This is a genomic window from Streptomyces sp. NPDC047017 (assembly GCF_040644175.1).
Taxonomy (GTDB): Bacteria; Actinomycetota; Actinomycetes; order Streptomycetales; family Streptomycetaceae; genus Streptomyces.
Window position 1 is genome coordinate 99,850 of the sequence record NZ_JBEYVW010000023.1, and the last position, 18,886, is coordinate 118,735.

16 protein-coding genes are annotated in these 18,886 nt (G+C 70.3%); 8 read left to right on the forward strand and 8 right to left on the reverse strand.

Going from position 1 to position 18,886, the window contains the following annotated elements; all coding sequences use genetic code 11:
- Positions 1-149: 149 nt before the first annotated feature.
- Positions 150-1,628, reverse strand: a complete 1,479-nt coding sequence (gene dnaB / locus ABZ858_RS31500; protein ID WP_361386286.1) for a replicative DNA helicase — start codon at positions 1,626-1,628, stop codon at positions 150-152.
- Between the two features lie 461 nt (positions 1,629-2,089).
- Here dnaB and ABZ858_RS31505 point away from each other — a divergent pair, with 461 nt between their 5' ends.
- The gene (locus tag ABZ858_RS31505; RefSeq protein WP_361386289.1) at positions 2,090-3,427 is read left to right on the forward strand and encodes an MATE family efflux transporter; all 1,338 of its coding nucleotides are present in this window, start codon (positions 2,090-2,092) and stop codon (positions 3,425-3,427) included.
- Between the two features lie 162 nt (positions 3,428-3,589).
- Here the strand turns inward: ABZ858_RS31505 and rplI are convergent, their stop codons facing one another.
- The 4 genes from rplI to rpsF form a co-directional block, all read right to left on the reverse strand.
- Positions 3,590-4,036 (reverse strand): 50S ribosomal protein L9, encoded by a 447-nt coding sequence (gene rplI / locus ABZ858_RS31510; RefSeq protein ID WP_361386292.1) that lies wholly within the window; start codon positions 4,034-4,036, stop codon positions 3,590-3,592.
- A gap of 17 nt (positions 4,037-4,053) precedes the next feature.
- Entirely contained in the window at positions 4,054-4,290 is a 237-nt protein-coding gene (rpsR, locus tag ABZ858_RS31515) for a 30S ribosomal protein S18 (protein ID WP_003949403.1), read from the reverse strand.
- Between the two features lie 84 nt (positions 4,291-4,374).
- Positions 4,375-4,974, reverse strand: a complete 600-nt coding sequence (locus ABZ858_RS31520) for a single-stranded DNA-binding protein (protein WP_361386295.1) — start codon at positions 4,972-4,974, stop codon at positions 4,375-4,377.
- 77 nt (positions 4,975-5,051) lie between these two features.
- Positions 5,052-5,342, reverse strand: a complete 291-nt coding sequence (rpsF, locus tag ABZ858_RS31525; protein WP_019324683.1) for a 30S ribosomal protein S6 — start codon at positions 5,340-5,342, stop codon at positions 5,052-5,054.
- A gap of 310 nt (positions 5,343-5,652) precedes the next feature.
- Between rpsF and ABZ858_RS31530 the strand changes: the two genes are divergently transcribed.
- The 3 genes from ABZ858_RS31530 (at position 5,653) to ABZ858_RS31540 (ending at position 8,431) form a co-directional block, all read left to right on the forward strand.
- Positions 5,653-5,976 (forward strand): hypothetical protein, encoded by a 324-nt coding sequence (locus tag ABZ858_RS31530; RefSeq protein WP_361386298.1) that lies wholly within the window; start codon positions 5,653-5,655, stop codon positions 5,974-5,976.
- Between the two features lie 210 nt (positions 5,977-6,186).
- Positions 6,187-7,308 carry a peptidoglycan bridge formation glycyltransferase FemA/FemB family protein gene (locus ABZ858_RS31535; protein ID WP_361386301.1) on the forward strand — a complete coding sequence of 374 codons (1,122 nt, stop codon included), beginning with the start codon at positions 6,187-6,189 and terminating at the stop codon, positions 7,306-7,308.
- Between the two features lie 91 nt (positions 7,309-7,399).
- Positions 7,400-8,431: an alanine racemase gene (locus ABZ858_RS31540; RefSeq protein WP_361386304.1), complete on the forward strand. Its 1,032-nt coding sequence runs from the start codon at positions 7,400-7,402 to the stop codon at positions 8,429-8,431.
- A 144-nt stretch (positions 8,432-8,575) separates the two neighbouring features.
- On the opposite strand, the gene ABZ858_RS31545 is transcribed toward ABZ858_RS31540, so the two are convergent.
- Both ABZ858_RS31545 and ABZ858_RS31550 read right to left on the reverse strand, forming a co-directional pair.
- A complete protein-coding gene (locus tag ABZ858_RS31545; protein WP_361386428.1) occupies positions 8,576-10,111 on the reverse strand; it encodes a glycosyltransferase 87 family protein in 1,536 nt (511 codons plus the stop codon).
- Positions 10,112-10,222: 111 nt separating this feature from the next.
- Positions 10,223-12,925: a transglycosylase domain-containing protein gene (locus tag ABZ858_RS31550; protein ID WP_361386307.1), complete on the reverse strand. Its 2,703-nt coding sequence runs from the start codon at positions 12,923-12,925 to the stop codon at positions 10,223-10,225.
- Between the two features lie 393 nt (positions 12,926-13,318).
- Between ABZ858_RS31550 and ABZ858_RS31555 the strand changes: the two genes are divergently transcribed.
- The 4 genes from ABZ858_RS31555 to ABZ858_RS31570 all read left to right on the forward strand — a co-directional run bounded on the left by ABZ858_RS31555 (position 13,319) and on the right by ABZ858_RS31570 (position 17,174).
- Complete coding sequence (locus tag ABZ858_RS31555; protein WP_361386310.1) at positions 13,319-14,002, forward strand: helix-turn-helix transcriptional regulator; 684 nt, start codon at positions 13,319-13,321, stop codon at positions 14,000-14,002.
- Between the two features lie 44 nt (positions 14,003-14,046).
- The gene (locus ABZ858_RS31560) at positions 14,047-15,129 is read left to right on the forward strand and encodes an inositol-3-phosphate synthase (protein WP_361386313.1); all 1,083 of its coding nucleotides are present in this window, start codon (positions 14,047-14,049) and stop codon (positions 15,127-15,129) included.
- Between the two features lie 119 nt (positions 15,130-15,248).
- Positions 15,249-16,511, forward strand: coding sequence for an MFS transporter (locus ABZ858_RS31565; RefSeq protein WP_361386316.1), 1,263 nt, complete (start codon positions 15,249-15,251; stop codon positions 16,509-16,511).
- 126 nt (positions 16,512-16,637) lie between these two features.
- Positions 16,638-17,174, forward strand: coding sequence for a hypothetical protein (locus ABZ858_RS31570; RefSeq protein WP_361386319.1), 537 nt, complete (start codon positions 16,638-16,640; stop codon positions 17,172-17,174).
- A 129-nt stretch (positions 17,175-17,303) separates the two neighbouring features.
- On the opposite strand, the gene ABZ858_RS31575 is transcribed toward ABZ858_RS31570, so the two are convergent.
- Positions 17,304-18,770: a CCA tRNA nucleotidyltransferase gene (locus ABZ858_RS31575; RefSeq protein WP_361386322.1), complete on the reverse strand. Its 1,467-nt coding sequence runs from the start codon at positions 18,768-18,770 to the stop codon at positions 17,304-17,306.
- Positions 18,771-18,886 lie beyond the last annotated feature (116 nt).

The following is an 18,886-nucleotide window of genomic DNA, read 5'->3' on the forward strand; positions in this document are numbered from 1 at the left end:
AGCCAAGCGACTCTACGAACCCCCAGCACCCCTGCGGGCACCGCGCCCCGCTGGACTGCGGTGTCTCACGGTCGATGTCGGATCCGACTTCCTTCCGACATCGACCGTGAGATTCCGACACGAAACTTGAGACCCTACACAGGCGCCGGTCAGGTCTGTGCCATGTCCACGAAGCGCGAGTAGTGGCCCTGGAAGGCGACCGTGATCGTCGCGGTCGGGCCGTTGCGGTGCTTGGCGACGATCAGGTCGGCCTCGCCGGCCCGGGGGGACTCCTTCTCGTAGGCGTCCTCGCGGTGCAGCAGCACGACCATGTCGGCGTCCTGCTCGATGGAGCCGGACTCACGCAGGTCGGAGACCATCGGCTTCTTGTCCGTGCGCTGCTCGGGGCCACGGTTGAGCTGGGAGAGCGCGATGACGGGAAGCTCCAGCTCCTTGGCGAGCAGCTTGAGGTTCCGGGACATGTCCGAGACCTCCTGCTGGCGGCTCTCGGCCCGCTTGGAGCCGCCGGACTGCATCAGCTGGAGGTAGTCGATGACGACCAGCTTGAGGTCGTTGCGCTGCTTCAGGCGCCGGCACTTGGCGCGGATCTCCATCATCGACAGGTTCGGGGAGTCGTCGATGTAGAGCGGGGCGGCCGAGACGTCCGGCATGCGGCGGGCCAGCCGGGTCCAGTCCTCGTCGGTCATCGTGCCCGAGCGCATGTGGTGCAGGGCCACCCGGGCCTCCGCGGACAGCAGCCGCATCGCGATCTCGTTGCGGCCCATCTCCAGCGAGAAGATGACGCTCGGCAGGTTGTGCTTGATCGACGCCGCCCGCGCGAAGTCCAGCGCGAGCGTCGACTTGCCCATCGCCGGACGGGCCGCGATGACGATCATCTGCCCGGGGTGCAGGCCGTTGGTCAGCGAGTCGAAGTCGGTGAACCCGGTGGGCACACCGGTCATCTCCCCGCTGCGCGAGCCGATGGCCTCGATCTCGTCGAGCGCGCCCTCCATGATGTCGCCCAGCGGCAGGTAGTCCTCGCTGGTGCGCTGCTCGGTGACCGCGTAGATCTCGGCCTGGGCGCGGTTGACGATCTCGTCGACGTCGTCGTCGGCCGCGTATCCCATCTGGGTGATCCGGGTGCCGGCCTCGACCAGGCGGCGCAGCACCGCGCGTTCGTGGACGATCTCCGCGTAGTAGGCGGCGTTCGCCGCCGTGGGCACCGTCTGCACAAGGGTGTGCAGATAGGAGGCGCCGCCCACCTTGTTGATCTCGCCGCGCTTGGTGAGTTCGGCCGCGATGGTGATCGGGTCGGCGGGCTCGCCCTTGGCGTAGACGTCGAGGATCGCCTGATAGACCGTCTCGTGCGCGGGCTTGTAGAAGTCGTGGCCCTTGAGGATCTCCACGACGTCGGCGATGGCGTCCTTGGACAGCAGCATTCCGCCGAGCACGGACTGCTCGGCGTCGAGGTCCTGCGGGGGGACCCGCTCGAACGACGGACCCGAGTCGTCCCAACCGCCGCCCTCCCGGCCGCGGTCGTGCTGCTCGCCGCGACCGGGACCGCCCTCGGAGCGGCGCCGGGAAGCGGGCAGACGGTCACCGGGTCCGCTGTCGGCCCACGGGTCGTCCAAGGGCTCGGAAATACTCACCGAGCGACCTCCTCCCGTCCGCCGAGCGGACCCTCGCCGTGCCCCTCTTTTGTACGGCACGGCACTGACAAACAGAGCGCCGGTACTCCGCTTTCCGGCGCGTCATTTTGTGACGGTTCGGAACTCGGTGGACGGAGCGGGCGCCGGACCACGGTAGGCCCCGCGGCACCGTCAGCCAATCTGGTTATCCACAGGGCATGTGGATGACGGCCCCGATGCTGTGGAGAACTCCGCGAAACCTGTGCACGACCCGGTGGACAGTGCTGTGAACAAGCCCTCGCCACTCTCCACAGGACCCGCCTGACCAGCGGGTTTCCCATCCACTGGCTGTGCAGGAGAAAAACTTTCCCGCTCAGGCCAAGATCGCTTCGAACGGTACGCACATGTGCACAGCTCACGACGCCTAGTAAGGGTCGTTTGGCCATTGCATCACTTACCTGTGGACGATTAGATTGGCCTCCATGACCCAGGCCCCCGCGCGCCCCGCGGCCACCCGGCGCCGGCACGACCGAGAGATCGTCGCGCTCGCCGTCCCGGCCTTCGGCGCCCTCGTCGCCGAGCCGCTCTTCGTGCTGGCCGACAGCGCGATCGTCGGCCACCTCGGCACGGCCCAGCTCGCCGGACTCGGTGTCGCCTCGGCCCTGCTGACCACCGCCGTCAGCATCTTCGTCTTCCTCGCCTACGCCACCACCGCGGCCGTCGCGCGCCGCGTCGGCGCCGGCGACCTCCAGGCCGCGATCCGCCAGGGCATGGACGGCGTATGGCTGGCGCTGCTGCTCGGCGCCGCCGTCATCGCCGTCGTCCTGCCCACCGCGCCCGCCCTGGTGGACCTCTTCGGCGCCTCGCACACGGCCGCCCCGTACGCGACGACCTATCTGCGGGTCTCCGCCCTGGGCATCCCCGCCATGCTCGTCGTGCTCGCCGCCACCGGGGTCCTGCGCGGGCTGCAGAACACCAGGACCCCGCTGTACGTCGCGGTCGCGGGCTTCGTCGCCAACGCCGGGCTCAACGCCTGCCTCGTCTACGGCGCGGGACTCGGCATCGCGGGCTCCGCCTGGGGCACCGTCATCGCCCAGTGCGGCATGGCCGCGGTCTACCTCACCGTGGTCGTCCGCGGGGCCAGGCGGCACGGCGCCTCCCTGCGCCCGGACGCCGCCGGGATCAGGGCCTGCGCGCAGGCAGGTGTCCCGCTGCTCGTCCGTACGCTCTCCCTGCGGGCCATCCTGATGATCGCCACCGCGGTGGCCGCGCGTCTGGGGGACGCGGACGTCGCCGCCCATCAGATCATCCTGTCGCTGTGGAGCCTGCTCGCCTTCGCGCTCGACGCCATCGCGATCGCCGGGCAGGCCATCATCGGCCGGTACCTGGGCGCCGGGGACGTCGAGGGGGCCCGGGACGCCTGCCGGCGCATGGTCCAGTGGGGCATCGCCGCCGGGGTCGTGCTCGGCCTGCTGGTGATCGTGGCACGTCCGGCGTTCCTGCCCCTGTTCACCGACGACTCCACCGTGCGCAACGCCGCCCTTCCCGCCCTGCTGATGGTCGCGCTCTCCCAGCCGGTCTGCGGTGTCGTCTTCGTCCTCGACGGCGTCCTGATGGGAGCCGGTGACGGCCCCTACCTGGCCGGCGCGATGCTGGTGACCCTGGCGGTCTTCACCCCCGCGGCCCTGCTGGTGCCCGTCCTCGGCGGCGGCCTCACGGCCGTGTGGGCGGCGATGACGCTCATGATGGCCGTACGCATGCTGACCCTGTGGCTGCGCACCCGGTCGGGCCGCTGGCTGGTGACGGGCGCGACGCGCTGAGCGGACCGGCCCCCGTCCGGCGCGGTTTCACGTGAAACACGCCGTGCCACGGAGAGGCGGCGGCCGCCCGGAGCGCGAGGCGGCGAGCGGGAGGCAAGAGGAAGGGGCCGTACCCGACCGGGCACGGCCCCTTCCCCGGCTGACTCCAGCCGGACGCGGCGATCAGGCCGCGACGACCTCGAGGGCCACCGTGGCAGCGACCTCGGGGTGCAGACGCACGGACGTCTCGTGGGCGCCCAGGGTCTTGATGGGCGTACCCAGCTCGATGCGGCGCTTGTCGACCTCGGGACCACCGGCGGCCTTGATCGCCGAAGCGACGTCGGCCGGGGTGACGGAACCGAAGAGACGGCCGGCGTCGCCCGAGCGGACGGCCAGGCGGACCTTCACACCTTCGAGCTGGGCCTTGATCTGGTTGGCCTGCTCGATGGTCTGGATCTCGTGGATCTTGCGCGCACGACGGATCTGCGCGACGTCCTTCTCGCCGCCCTTGGTCCAGCGGATGGCGAACTTCCGCGGGATCAGGTAGTTGCGAGCGTAACCGTCCTTGACGTCGACGACGTCGCCCGCGGCACCGAGGCCGGAGACCTCGTGAGTGAGGATGATCTTCATGATTCGGTCACCCTCCCTTAGCGCGCGGTGGACGTGTAGGGCAGCAGCGCCATCTCACGGCTGTTCTTGACGGCCGTGGCGACGTCACGCTGGTGCTGCGTGCAGTTGCCGGTCACGCGGCGGGCACGGATCTTGCCGCGGTCGGAAATGAACTTCCGCAGCATGTTCGTGTCCTTGTAGTCCACGTACGTGACCTTGTCCTTGCAGAAAGCGCAGACCTTCTTCTTAGGCTTGCGCACAGGCGGCTTCGCCATGGTGTTTCTCCTGTGTGATCAAGAAGTGTGGGTACGGCCCGCTCCTCGACCCGGCCCGGCCCCGCGGGGGACCGGCGCGCAGGTCTAGAAGGGGGGCTCGTCCGAGTAGCCGCCACCGCCGCCGGAGCCGGAGCCGCCGCCGGAGCCGCCGCCCCAGCCGCCGCCGCCCTGGTTGCCACCGGCGGGAGCACCGGTGGCCCACGGGTCGTCGGCGGGAGCGCCGCCACCGCCCTGCTGGCCGCCGCCGGAGCCGCCGCCCCAGCCGCCGCCACCCTGGCCGCCCTGGCCACCGCCGCCGTAGCCGCCCTGGCCACCGCGGCCGGCGGTCTTGGTGACCTTGGCCGTGGCGTTGCGCAGGCTGGCGCCGACTTCCTCGACGTCCAGCTCGTAGACCGTGCGCTTGACGCCCTCACGGTCCTCGTAGGACCGCTGCTTCAGCCGGCCCTGCACGATGACGCGCATGCCTCGCTGGAGCGATTCCGCGACGTTCTCCGCCGCCTGACGCCAGACCGAGCAGGTCAGGAACAGGCTCTCGCCGTCCTTCCACTCGTTCGTCTGGCGGTCGAAGGTGCGGGGCGTGGACGCGACACGGAACTTCGCGACCGCCGCACCGGAAGGGGTGAAGCGCAGCTCGGGGTCGTCGACAAGATTGCCGACGACCGTGATGACGGTCTCGCCTGCCATGGGGGTACCTCTCGGCGGGTTTGCTGCTGGCTGCTGGTGCTGCTACTCGGATCCCGAGGCCGGCTGAGCCGAGTGGCTCAGTGGGTCTCGGGGCGGAGGACCTTGGTCCGGAGGACCGACTCGTTCAGGTTCATCTGGCGGTCGAGCTCCTTGACGACCGCAGGCTCGGCCTGCAGGTCGATGACCGAGTAGATGCCCTCGGGCTTCTTCTTGATCTCGTACGAGAGACGACGACGGCCCCAGGTGTCGACCTTCTCGACCTTTCCGCCGCCGTCACGGACGACAGAGAGGAAGTTCTCGATCAGCGGGGAGACAGAGCGCTCCTCGAGATCGGGGTCGAGGATGACCATCACCTCGTAGTGACGCATGTGGAACCCACCTCCTTCGGACTCAGCGGCCACGGTCGTTCCGTGGCAGGAGGGTTGTGATGCGTGCGCAATCGTGCTTGCCAGTAAATCAGCCGGCACTGACAACCAGGGTCGGACGGCGGATTCGCCAGGCGGTCCCAGGCCGGCCCGTGAAGGTTGACCTGTGGCCTGCCTGGGCAGACACGAGTGCAGACGGTACAGACTACCCGCACCCCCGCTTCCGGTTGAAATCGGGGCGCAGGACCCGGCAATCTGGACACCTCGGGTGTGCACGGCGCTACACAGCGCCGCCTTTCGCGGGAGGTGCCCCATGGCACAGACGTTGCGACCGAACACCGCCGCCAAGAACGGCCTCTTCGCCACGGACGGGAAGCCCCACCCCCTCCAGGACACGCTGCTCGCGGTGACCCTGGTGCTGGGCGTGGTCGCGTTCATCACCGGGCTCTTCTTCCACGGCCTGCACCTGCTGAGTTCCTGGGCCGGGCTGGCGGGCATCCTCACCGGCGCGTACGGCCAGTGGATCTCGGTGACCACCCGCGAGCGCTTCGGTCTGATCCTCGGACTGGGCGCCTCCGCGGTCGGCTTCTTCCTCGGCATGGCGCACGGCGGTCTCTTCGGCGGTCTCTTCGGCTGACGCCGGGCACCCCGGCCGTCCCGCGCGGACGGCGCCCGCCGCACCCCGCGGGCGCCGTCCGCGCGTACCGCGACGCGCCGCCGCCGGGTGACAGGCGGCGGCGAAGGTGGTGTGCGGCCAGTCTGCGCGCTCCCCTGGCGCAGTAGGCTTCGGCGCGAGAGCCGGAGCCCCTGACCCCATGGGGACACGCCAGCCCGAGGAGCGCCCCGAATGAGCCTGACCCTGGAGACCATCAGCCGCGAGCAGCATCTGGCCTACATCCAGAGCCTGCCGGCGGCGAGTCACATGCAGGTTCCGGCCTGGGCGGACGTCAAGGCGGAGTGGCGCTCGGAGCACCTCGGATGGTTCGACGCGCGCACCGGTCAGATGGTCGGCGCCGGTCTCGTCCTGTACCGCCAACTGCCCAAGATCAAGCGCTATCTGGCCTATCTGCCCGAGGGCCCGGTCATCAACTGGTTCGCGCCGAACCTCGACGACTGGCTCCAGCCGATGCTGGCCCACCTCAAGCGCCAGGGTGCCTTCTCGGTCAAGATGGGGCCGCCGGTCATCATCCGCCGCTGGAACTCCGAGACCATCAAGCGCGGCATCCAGGACGCGGACGTCAAGCGCCTGCGCGACATGGAGGCCGACTTCATCGAGCCGCGCGCCTTCGAGGTCGCCGACAAGCTGCGCCGCATGGGCTGGCAGCAGGGCGAGGACGGGGGCGCCGGGTTCGGCGACGTCCAGCCGCGCTACGTCTTCCAGGTGCCGCTGGCCAACCGGTCCCTGGAAGAGGTCCACAAGAACTTCAACCAGCTGTGGCGCCGCAACATCAAGAAGGCCGAGAAGGCCGGCGTCGAGGTCGTCCAGGGCGGCTACCACGACCTGGAGGAGTGGCAGCGGCTGTACGAGATCACCGCGGTGCGCGACCACTTCCGGCCGCGCCCGCTGTCGTACTTCCAGCGCATGTGGTCGGCCCTCAACTCCGAGGACCCCAACCGCATGCGGCTGTACTTCGCCCGGCACAACGGGGTGAACCTGGCGGCCGCCACGATGCTGATCGTCGGCGGGCACGTCTGGTACTCCTACGGCGCCTCCGACAACATCGGCCGTGAGGTCCGTCCCTCGAACGCGATGCAGTGGCGCATGCTGCGCGACGCCTACGCCCTCGGCGCCACCGTCTACGACCTGCGCGGCATCTCCGACTCGCTGGACGAGAGCGACCACCTGTTCGGCCTGATCCAGTTCAAGGTCGGCACCGGCGGCCAGGCCGCCGAGTACCTCGGCGAGTGGGACTTCCCGCTGAACAAGCTGCTCCACAAGGCGCTCGACATCTACATGTCGCGCCGCTGACCCCCCAACCCCCCACCGCGCGCGCCGTTCCCGTCGCGCGCGTCCCCACCTCTGATCCACCGCTGCCGCGAGAAAGGTTCCAGGTCCGGCCATGGCGCTCACGCTCTACGTCGACCCCGCGCGCTGGCGTGCGCACCACAAGCACGTACAGGAGCAGTTCCCGGGCCTGGTCCCGGTCTGCAAGGGCAACGGCTACGGCTTCGGCCACGAGCGGCTGGCGGAGGAGGCCACCCGGCTGGGCTCGGACGTCCTCGCCGTCGGCACGACCTACGAGGCCGCCCGGATCAAGGACTGGTTCGGCGGCGACCTGCTGGTCCTGACGCCCTACCGGCGCGGCGAGGAGCCCGTGCCGCTGCCCGACCGGGTGATCCGCTCGGTGTCGTCCATCGACGGGGTCTACGGCCTCGTCGGGGCCCGGGTCGTCATCGAGGTGATGTCCTCGATGAAGCGGCACGGCGTCAGCGAGCAGGAGCTGGCGCAGCTGCACGCGGCCATCGAGAACGTCCGCCTGGAGGGCTTCGCCATCCATCTGCCGCTGGACCGCACCGACGGCTCGGACGCCGTCGAGGAGGTCATCGGCTGGATGGACCGGCTGCGCGCGGCCCGGCTGCCCCTGCACACCATGTTCGTCAGCCACCTCAAGGCCGAGGAACTGGCCCGGCTGCAGCAGCAGTTCCCGCAGACGCGGTTCCGCGCCCGGATCGGCACGCGGCTGTGGCTGGGCGACCACGAGGCCACCGAGTACCGCGGCGCGGTCCTGGACGTCACCCGGGTGGCCAAGGGCGACCGGTTCGGCTACCGGCAGCAGAAGGCGGCCTCCGACGGCTTCCTGGTGGTCGTGGCGGGCGGTACGTCGCACGGGGTGGGCCTGGAGGCCCCCAAGGCGCTGCACGGCGTCATGCCGCGCGCCAAGGGCGTGGCGCGGGCCGGCCTGGCCACCGTGAACCGGAACCTCTCGCCGTTCGTCTGGGGCGGCAAGCAGCGCTGGTTCGCCGAGCCGCCGCACATGCAGGTCTCGATCCTGTTCGTGCCCTCGGACGCTCCCGAGCCGAAGGCCGGGGACGAGCTGGTGGCCCATCTGCGGCACACCACCACGCAGTTCGACCGGATCGTGGACCGCTGACCTGGCGTATGGCGCCTGGCGCCAGGTGAAAGGCCGTGCCCGGAGTCTTCCGGGCACGGCCTTTCACCTGCCCTTCAAGGGACGCTGTGCGGGCCTTCGCGGGGGTCCGGCCCACCCGTTCCGCCGCTCCGGACCGCTGTTCGCTCAGAGCGAACGCCCGTCGGACGAGCGCCCATCGGGTGCGGTCTCGGGGTCGCCGTCCCATTCCACGGGCTCCGCGTCGAACCGCGCCGCGCGACGGTACGCACGGTCCGCCGCCGCGCCGAGGACGAAGTCGTCCTCCGCGCCGTCGAGCACCCCGCCGGAGGGATCGTCCACCCCGCCCCGGCGCACCACGTCGTGTTCCGGTACGAGGATGTCGCGCACCACGACCGCGCACAGGTAGAGCGTTCCCGCCAGGTGCACGCCGATCGCCCAGAGGTATCCGTCCGACGGCAGCCCCTTGTGGGCGTCGCCGCTCGTCGTGTACGCGAGGTACATCCAGATGCCGAGGAAGTACGCCACCTCGCACGCCTGCCAGACCAGGAAGTCCCGCCACTTGGGGCGTGCCAGCGCGGCCAGCGGGACCAGCCACAGGACGTACTGCGGCGAGTAGACCTTGTTGGTGAGGACGAAGGCGGCCACCATCAGGAAGGCGAGCTGTGCGAAGCGCGGCCGGCGCGGGGCGGTCAGGGTCAGCGCCGCGATCCCGAGGAAGCTCACCACCACCAGCCCGGTGGCCATGGTGTTCACGAAGTCCGTGCTGAGCGGGCTGCCCGACTTCTCGGTCCAGATCAGCCAGAAGGAACCGAAGTCGATGCCCCGGTCGTGGCTGAACTTGTAGAACTGCCACCATCCGTCGCTCGCGAAGGCCATCACCGGCAGGTTCACGACCAGCCAGGCGGCGACGGCGCCGCCCAGGGCCCGGCCGAACTCCCGCCACCGGCCCGCCCGCCAGCACAGCACCAGCAGCGGTCCGAGCAGGACCACCGGATAGAGCTTGGCGGCCGTGGCGAGCCCGAGCAGGACGCCGAAGGCCAGGGGGCGGCCCCGTGACCACATCAGCAGGGCGGCGGCCGTCAGGGCGACCGCCAGCAGGTCCCAGTTGACGGTCGCGGTCAGCGCGAAGGCCGGTGCCAGGGCGACCAGCAGGCCGTCCCACGGGCGGCGGGCGTGCGTCCGCGTCACGCACACCGCGATGACGGCCGCACAGATCATCAGCAGTCCGGCGTTGGCCATCCAGTACCACTGCTCCTGGTGCTGGATGCTGCCGCTGTGCGGGGTCAGCCAGGAGGCCACCTGCATGAACAGCCCGGTCAGCACCGGGTATTCGAGGTACGGCATGTCGCCGGTGAGCTTGTCGAAGTACGGGACGAGACCGTCGGCGAAGCCGCGCCCCTGGTAGAGGTGCGGGATGTCCGAATAGCACGCCTTGGTGTACTGCGAGCTGGCGCCGAAGAACCAGGCGCTGTGGTAGCACGGCGCCTTCTGGACCAGGCCGAGGGCGAACATGCCGATCGCCACGAGCGCGACCACCCGCACGGGCGTCCACCAGGACGTCCCGAGCAGGGCGTGCCGCCCCAGGGGGCCGCCGATCACCTCGCTGCCGGCGCGGGCGACCGGGTCCTCCTCGGTCGGCCGCACCGGGCCGGGCTCGCGCGTGCTCGCTTGCGTCGATTCAGCACTGGGCATGCGGCACATCCTGCCGTATGCGTCCGGGAACACGCCGTGGGCCGCCACACCCGGTGGGTGCGGCGGCCCGTGTTTCACGTGAAACGGCGGTCCCGGGGACCGGCTCTTTGGCTGATCGCCCTAGCCGAGCCAGCCCCCGCCCCGGCTGGTGCCGACGCTGTCGTTGCCTCCTGGGCCGTTGCCGTGCGTCCTCGTCGGTGACGGCTGGCCTCCGCCGCCGGGACCTCCGTCGCCGCCGTCACCCCCGTCACCGCCGTCGCCCGCGCTGTCGCCACCGTCGTCGCAGCCCAGGATGCCGCAGTGGGTCGTGGACGGCGAGGGAGGCGGGGTGGTCTGGGTCTTGGTCGGCGAGGGGGACGAGGGCGGCGGGGTGGTCTGGTGGCTCTCCGTGACCGTGGGAGTGGGCGTGTGGCTGGGCGCGGCGTTGATGACCTCGCCGATGGGCTGGGGCTCCGGGAACGTCTCGACCTGCGTGCCCTTGAGCGCCTGCGTCATGTAGTCGCGCCAGATGTCGGACGGGAACGAGGCGCCGTGGATCTTCTTCTGACCGCCGGTCCCGTACATCTCCAGGAACGTGCGCGCCTTGTTGTTCGCGTCGTCGTCGAGGCGGAACATGCTGATCGCGGTGGACAGCTGCGGGGTGTAGCCGACGAACCAGGCCGACTTGTTGCCGTCGGTGGTACCGGTCTTGCCGGCCACCTCGCGGCCGGGCAGCTGGGCGTGGGTGCCCGTGCCCTTGTCGACCACGGTCTTCAGGACGTCGGTGACGTTGTCGGCGACCTGCGCGGTGAACGCCTGCTTGGCCTGGTTCTCGTGCTTGTAGACCTGGCCGTCCTGGTTCTGGATCAGCGAGACGGAGAACGGCTCGTTCTGCTTGCCGCTGGCGGCGAACGTGGCGTACGCGCCCGCCATGCGGATGGCGCTGGGGTCCGAGGTACCGATCGAGAAGGACGGGAAGGTGGTGCCGGCCAGGCTGTTGTCCTTGAGGCCCGCGTCGAGCGCCGCCTGCTTGACCTTGTCCAGGCCCACGTCCATGCCGAGCTGCACGAAGGCGGAGTTCACCGACTCGCGCATCGCCTCGCGCAGGTCGATCATGTAGTCCGGCGGGTCGCCGTAGGGCTGGTTGCCGTCATTGGTCTGCAGCCACTCGTTGCCGTTCTCGTCCTTCCAGACCGAGCCGTCGTACTTCTTGATCTTCAGCTTGTTCTGGCCGCTGAAGCGGCTCTTGGGCGAGACCGGGGTGCGCTCGTCCTGCGCCTGCGTCTCCGGGCCGTTCGGGCTGCGGACGCCGTCGCGCATGGCCGCCGCGAGCACGAAGGGCTTGAAGGTCGAACCCACCTGGGCACCGGTGGCGTCGGCGTTGTCGGTGAAGTGCTTGGTCCAGTCCTCACCGCCGTAGATCGCCTTGATGGCGCCGGACGCCGGATCCACCGAGGCGCCGCCGAACTGCACGTGGGTGTCGGTCTGCGGGCGCTTCTTGGGGTCGATGTTGGCCTTCTGGACCTTCTCCACCGCGGACTTCAGCTCGTCGACCTTGTTCTTCTCGAAGGTCGTGTGGATCTGGTAGCCGCCCTGCTGGAGCTGGTCGGCGGTGATCTTGGTGTTGTTGATGATGTAGGACTTGGCGAGGTCGACGAGATAGCCGACCTGGCCGCTCAGCCGGGTGTTGGACCGCGGGCTCTCCCAGTGCGGGAGGGCCGTGTACTTGGCCCGCTCGGTGGCGCTCAGATGGTGGTACTCGACCATCTTGTCGAGCGTGTCCTGCATCTGCGAGGTGATGCGCTTCGTGTTGGCCTGGGGGGTCGCCGCGGGGTCGATCGAGACCGAACCGGCCGGATCGAAGTAGGTGGCGCCCTTGAGCACCGCCGCGAGGAACGCGCACTCGCCGGCGTCCAGGCGCTTGGCGTCCTTGTTGAAGTACGCGCGGGAGGCCGCCTGGAGGCCGTAGGCCCCGCGTCCGTAGTACGACGAGTTGAGGTACCCGGCCATGATGTCGGGCTTGGGGACCTTCGCGCCGACCTTGATCGCGACGAAGATCTCCTTGAACTTGCGCGAGACGGTCTGCGACTGGTCGTCCAGCATCGCGTTCTTGACGTACTGCTGGGTGATGGTCGAGCCACCCTGGGTCTGCCCGCCGCGTGCCATGTTGAACAGGGCGCGCGCGATGCCCTTCGGGTCGACGCCGTTGTCCGTCTCGAAGGTCTTGTTCTCCTGGGAGATGACGGCGTACCGCATCTCCTTGGGGATGTCCGAGTAGTTCATGTTCTGGCGGTTGATCTCACCGCCCGTGCGCACCATCTCGCTGCCGTCGGCCCAGTAGTACACGTTGTTCTGGGCGGTCGCCGTCTTGGCGGGGTCCGGCACGCTCACCATCGCGTACCCGATGCCCGCCACCGCCACCATGCTGCCGACCAGGCCGATGAACAGGCCGGTCACCAGCTTCCAGGAGGGCATCCAGCGGCGCCAGCCGAACTTGCCGGCCCGCGGGTAGTCGATGAACCGCTTCTTGGCGGGCGGCGCCGTGCGGCCCCGGCCGCGCCCCGGTCCCGAGGGGCCGCCGGGGCCCTGGGAGTCGCCTCCCCGGCGCCGGCCGCCGCGCTGCGCCGCCCGGCGCGCCTCGGCACGCCCGCCGACGGGGCGCTCCTCACCTCCCGCGCCGTACGCGCCCGACCCATGGGACGTCGCCCCATAGGAGTCGGCGGCGGAACCGGTGGCGCCTCGCGGTGCCGCACGGCGGCCCGAGGACGAGCCGGACTGGCCGCGTCGGGCCGCGGCACGTCCGCCTCCCTGCGGCTGCGGCGGTTTGCGACGGTGCTCGCTCATCGAACGACTACTCCTCGGGCAGGCGCGCCCCTGCGCGCCTGGAAACAACAGCGGCTGGTCTCCGGTCGGTCCCCCCGAAGTACGGATGTGGCCGATCTCGCATTCACCCGTACTGCACCGAGGACGAGGACGCCCCCGGGCGCCTCGTGGTTCCCGGCGTTGTGCATGGCGGACAGACTACGCACCGCCAAAACCCACCGGTCCCCGAAGTTCACCCCAAATCAGGCAACTTGGCTCCAACGAAACGGTGATGTGATCCCGTTCACTCCACCCCCTCTTGTCGCGCGCGCGGGGCCGTTCTATCGTCTGGATGTATCGAGTCGATACATCAGCACGGCATAAAGACCGTCACGGCACCCGCCACCGGCGGGTCGCGGCAGAGAGGAGGCGACGATGGGCCGGCGTTCCGGAATCCTTGAGTTCGCCGTACTCGGCCTGCTCCGCGAGTCCCCGATGCACGGCTATGAGCTGCGCAAACGACTCAATACATCACTGGGCGTGTTCCGGGCCTTCAGCTACGGCACGCTGTATCCCTGCCTCAAGACGCTGGTCACGAGCGGCTGGTTGACCGAGGAGCCGGGCCACACCACCGAGGACGCCCTCGCCGCTCCGCTGGCGGGGCGCCGCGCCAAGATCGTCTACCGGCTGACGGCCGAGGGCAAGGAGCACTTCGAGGAGCTGCTCTCCCAGACGGGCCCCGACGCGTACGACGACGAGCACTTCGCCGCGCGTTTCGCCTTCTTCGGGCAGACCTCGCGCGATGTGCGCATGCGCGTGCTGGAGGGCCGCCGCAGCCGTCTGGAGGAGCGCCTGGAGAAGATGCGCGCCTCCCTGGCACGCACCCGGGAGCGCCTCGACGACTACACCCTCGAACTCCAGCGCCACGGCATGGAGTCCGTGGAGCGCGAAGTGCGCTGGCTGAACGAGCTGATCGAGAGCGAGCGGGCCGGGCGGGACCTCAAGGGTTCCGCCGCGGGGGGAACCGCTCAGCAGGACACCACCAATGGAGCGACGGGCGGCCTGCCCCGGTCCGGGGAGCCTTCCCGGCCGGATACGCCCGGCGACACCGCCACGTGAGGTCCCGTCGGGGCTTCACCGAGTACACACAGGGAGCAACCGGAATGGGTTCGGTTCGCGTAGCCATCGTCGGCGTGGGCAACTGCGCCGCATCGCTGGTGCAGGGCGTCGAGTACTACAAGGACGCCGACCCGGCGTCCAAGGTCCCGGGCCTCATGCACGTGCAGTTCGGCGACTACCACGTGCGTGACGTCGAGTTCGTCGCCGCCTTCGACGTCGACGCGAAGAAGGTCGGCCTGGACCTCGCGGACGCCATCGGCGCCTCCGAGAACAACACCATCAAGATCTGCGACGTCCCCTCCACCGGTGTGACGGTCCAGCGCGGCCACACCCTCGACGGCCTGGGCAAGTACTACCGCCAGACCATCGAGGAGTCCGCCGAGGCGCCGGTCGACATCGTCCAGATCCTCAAGGACAAGCAGGTCGACGTCCTCGTCTGCTACCTGCCGGTCGGTTCCGAGGACGCGGCGAAGTACTACGCCCAGTGCGCCATCGACGCCAAGGTCGGCTTCGTCAACGCCCTCCCGGTCTTCATCGCCGGCACCAAGGAGTGGGCGGACAAGTTCACCGAGGCGGGCGTCCCGATCGTCGGTGACGACATCAAGTCGCAGGTCGGCGCCACCATCACGCACCGCGTCATGGCGAAGCTGTTCGAGGACCGGGGCGTCATCCTGGACCGCACGATGCAGCTGAACGTCGGCGGCAACATGGACTTCAAGAACATGCTCGAACGCGAGCGCCTGGAGTCCAAGAAGATCTCCAAGACGCAGGCCGTCACCTCCCAGATCCCCGACCGGGACCTCGGCGAGAAGAACGTCCACATCGGCCCGTCCGACTACGTGGCCTGGCTGGACGACCGCAAGTGGGCCTACGTCCGCCTGGAGGGCCGCGCCTTCGGTGACGTCCCGCTGAACCTGGAGTACAAGCTTGAGGTCTGGGACTCCCCGAACTCCGCGGGTGTCATCATCGACGCCCTGCGCGCCGCGAAGATCGCCAAGGACCGCGGCATCGGCGGCCCGATCCTCTCGGCCTCCTCGTACTTCATGAAGTCCCCGCCGGTCCAGTACTTCGACGACGAGGCCCGCGAGAACGTCGAGAAGTTCATCCGCGGCGACGTCGAGCGCTAGCCGGACCGGGCGCCGCGCACCGGGGAACACTCCTCACAAGCGCTCCTGCCGGGGCTGCCGGGCCCTCGGACGCACCCTGTGTGCGTCCGAGGGCCCTGCCTTGTGTGAGGCTGTGCCCCATGGCCGTCGTCCGTGACCTGCGCGTCCTGCTGCGCCTGCGGGACTTCCGGCACCTGCTGGGCGTACGGCTGCTCTCGCAGGGCGCCGACGGCGTCTTCCAGGTCGCGCTCGCCGCCTACGTCGTCTTCTCGCCGGAACACCAGGCGACGGCCGCCGCGGTCGCCTCCGCGATGGCGGTGCTGCTGCTCCCCTACTCCCTGGTCGGCCCGTTCGCCGGGGTGCTCCTGGACCGCTGGCGGCGCCGGCAGGTCCTGCTGCACGGCAATCTGGTGCGCGCGGCGCTGGCGTGCGCCACGGCCGTGCTGATGGCGGCCGCCGTGCCGGACTGGCTGTTCTACGTCTCCGCCCTGTGCGTCACCGCCGTCAACCGCTTCGTCCTTGCGGGCCTGTCCGCCGCGCTGCCGCGGGTGGTCGACGCCGAGCGGCTGGTGGTGGCCAACTCCCTGTCGCCGACCGCCGGCTCCCTGGCCGCGTTCGGCGGCGGCGGCCTCGCCTTCGCCGTGCGCCTGGCCGGGGCCGACTCCGACACCGCCGTGGTCCTGCTGGGCGCCGTCCTCTATCTCTGCGCGGCCCTCGTGTCGCTGCTCATCGCACCCGGGCTGCTCGGCCCGGACCGGGACTCGGCGCGACCCCCGCTGGGCACCGCGCTGCGGGGCACCGCCCGCGACCTGGCCGCGGGCGTACGGCATCTCCTCGCACCGCGGCGCCGGGCGGCCGCCGGGGCGCTGGCCGCCATGACGCTGATGCGGTTCTGCTACGGCGCGCTCACGGTCATGGTGCTGATGCTGTGCCGCTACGCCCTGACGCCGGGGCCGGCCGCCGGACTGCGCCTGCTCGGGTTGGCGCTGGGTGTCTCGGGAGCCGGGTTCTTCGCCGCGGCGGCGCTGACCCCGTGGGCGGCGGGGCGCCTCGGCCCGGCCCGGTGGATCGCCGTGTGCGCCGGGGCGGCCGCGGTGCTGGAGCCCGCCCTCGGGCTGCCGTTCGCCACCGGCCCGCTGCTGGTCGCCGCCTTCGTGCTGGGGCTGGCGACCCAGGGCGCGAAGATCGCCACGGACACGATCGTGCAGTCCGCCGTCGAGGACGGCTTCCGCGGCCGGATCTTCTCCGTGTACGACGTGCTCTTCAACCTCGCCTTCGTCGCCGCGGCGGCCGTCGCCGCGCTCGTGCTGCCGCCGGACGGGCGCTCGGCCGTGCTGGTGGTCGCGGTCGCCGTGATCCAGGCGGCGGTTGCGGTGGCTATGGCCCGGTTTGATCGACGGTGAGTGTCACATCAATGACACAGACCCCCCGTGAAGTACGGGGTTGTCAGTGCGGGGCGGTAGCTTACGTGCGTCTTATTTCGACGTCGTGTTCGCGTCATCGTGCCTATGTTCTAGGGGGACCCCCAAGTGACCACTCCGCCGCCCCAGGGCCAGAACCCGTACGCCCAGGTGCCCACCGCTCCCCTGGGGCAGCAGCCGGGGCAGCCGGGAGTCCCTCAGCAGCCGTACCCGCAGCAGCAGCCCTACCCCCCGCAGCAGCCGTACGCCCCCTTCCCGCAGCAGCAGGGCGCACCGGTCCCGCCGCCGCCCGCGCCGGCCAAGCGCGGCGGCAAGAAGATGCTGCGCATCGTCGGCGGTATCGTCGTCGCCGTCCTCCTGGGCCTGCTGAAGTTCGGCGGCGCCCTGGGGCTGGGCTGGTTCCTGAGCCGTGACGACGCGGAGACCACCTCGGTGGGCTCGTGCATGCACAACGACGGCACGATGTCCAAGCCGGACCTCAAGGACGTCGACTGCTCCTCCGGCAACGCGCAGTACAAGGTGGTCCAGAAGTTCGACAGCTCCACCGACGAGAGCAAGTGCCAGACCGTCACCGACGCGACGGTCTCCTACGTCCAGTACGGCGGCGGCCACGACGTGGTGCTCTGCCTGAAGGAGACCAAGTAGCGGCCGGCCGGCTCATGACTGAGGGGCGGTGTTTCACGTGAAACACCGCCCCTCAGCCATGACCGGGAACGGAGACGGAGACGGGGGCGGGGTCGTGTTTCACGTGAAACACGACCCCCTCCCCGTCTCTCAGCCCTGCTCGGCCCACCACTCCTTGAGTGCCGTGACCGCCGCGTCGTGGTCCATCGGCCCGTTCTCCAGGCGCAGCTCCAGCAGGTGCTGGTAGGCGCGGCCCACGGCCGGGCCGGGCTTGACGCCCAGGATCTCCATGATCTGGTTGCCGTCGAGGTCCGGACGGATCGCGTCCAGCTCCTCCTGCTCCTGGAGCTGCGCGATGCGCGCCTCCAGCCCGTCGTACGCCCGCGACAGCGCGGCCGCCCGGCGCTTGTTGCGGGTGGTGCAGTCGGAGCGGGTCAGCTGGTGCAGGCGGCCGAGGAGAGGGCCCGCGTCGCGGACGTAGCGGCGGACCGCGGAGTCCGTCCACTCGCCGGTGCCGTACCCGTGGAAGCGCAGGTGCAGCTCGACCAGCCGAGAGACGTCCTTCACCAGCTCGTTGGAGTACTTCAGGGCCGTCATGCGCTTCTTGGTCATCTTCGCGCCCACCACCTCGTGGTGGTGGAAGGAGACCCGGCCGTCCTGCTCGAAGCGGCGGGTGCGGGGCTTGCCGATGTCGTGCAGCAGCGCGGCCAGCCGGAGGGTGAGGTCGGGGCCGTCCTCCTCCAGGGCCATCGCCTGCTCCAGGACGATCAGCGTGTGGTCGTAGACGTCCTTGTGCCGGTGGTGCTCGTCGCGCTCCAGGCGCAGGGCGGGCAGCTCGGGCAGCACCCGCTCGGCGAGCCCGGTGTCGACGAGCAGGGTCAGGCCCTCGCGAGGGTGTGCGGACAGGATCAGCTTGTTCAGCTCGTCGCGCACCCGCTCGGCCGAGACGATCCCGATCCGCTCGGACATCTCCCGCATCGCCGTGACCACGTCCGCGGCGACCTCGAAGTCCAGCTGGGCGGCGAAGCGCGCGGCCCGCATCATGCGCAGCGGGTCGTCGGAGAAGGACTCCTCGGGCGTGCCGGGCGTGCGCAGCACCCGCGCGGCGAGATCCTCGAGGCCGTGGTGCGGGTCGATGAACGTCTTCTCCGGCAGCCCCACCGCCATCGCGTTGACGGTGAAGTCCCGCCGGACCAGATCCTGCTCGATGGAGTCCCCGTACGACACCTCGGGCTTGCGCGAGGTGCGGTCGTAGGCCTCGGAGCGGTAGGTGGTCACCTCGATCTGGAAGCAGCGGTCGGTGCCGCCGACGCGGGCCTGCTTCTGGGCGCCGACCGTGCCGAAGGCGATCCCCACGTCCCACACGGCGTCCGCCCAGGGCCGCACGATCTTCAGTACGTCCTCGGGACGCGCGTCGGTCGTGAAGTCCAGGTCGTTGCCGAGCCGGCCGAGCAGCGCGTCCCGGACCGAGCCGCCGACCAGGGCGAGGGAGAACCCGGCCTCCTGGAAGCGGCGCGCGAGATCGTCGGCGACGGGGGCCACCCGCAGCAGCTCGCTCACCGCGCGCTGCTGCACCTGGCTCAGGGCAGGGGGAGTGTCTTCGTTGGCGTTCGGCACAACAGAAGAGGGTACGTGGCCCGGACGCCGCACCGCGCCCTCCTGCCCGTGCGCCTGCCCGCCGCCGCGCCCCCGCGCCACCCGCGCAATCCCCGCCGTTCGTGACGTAACGAACA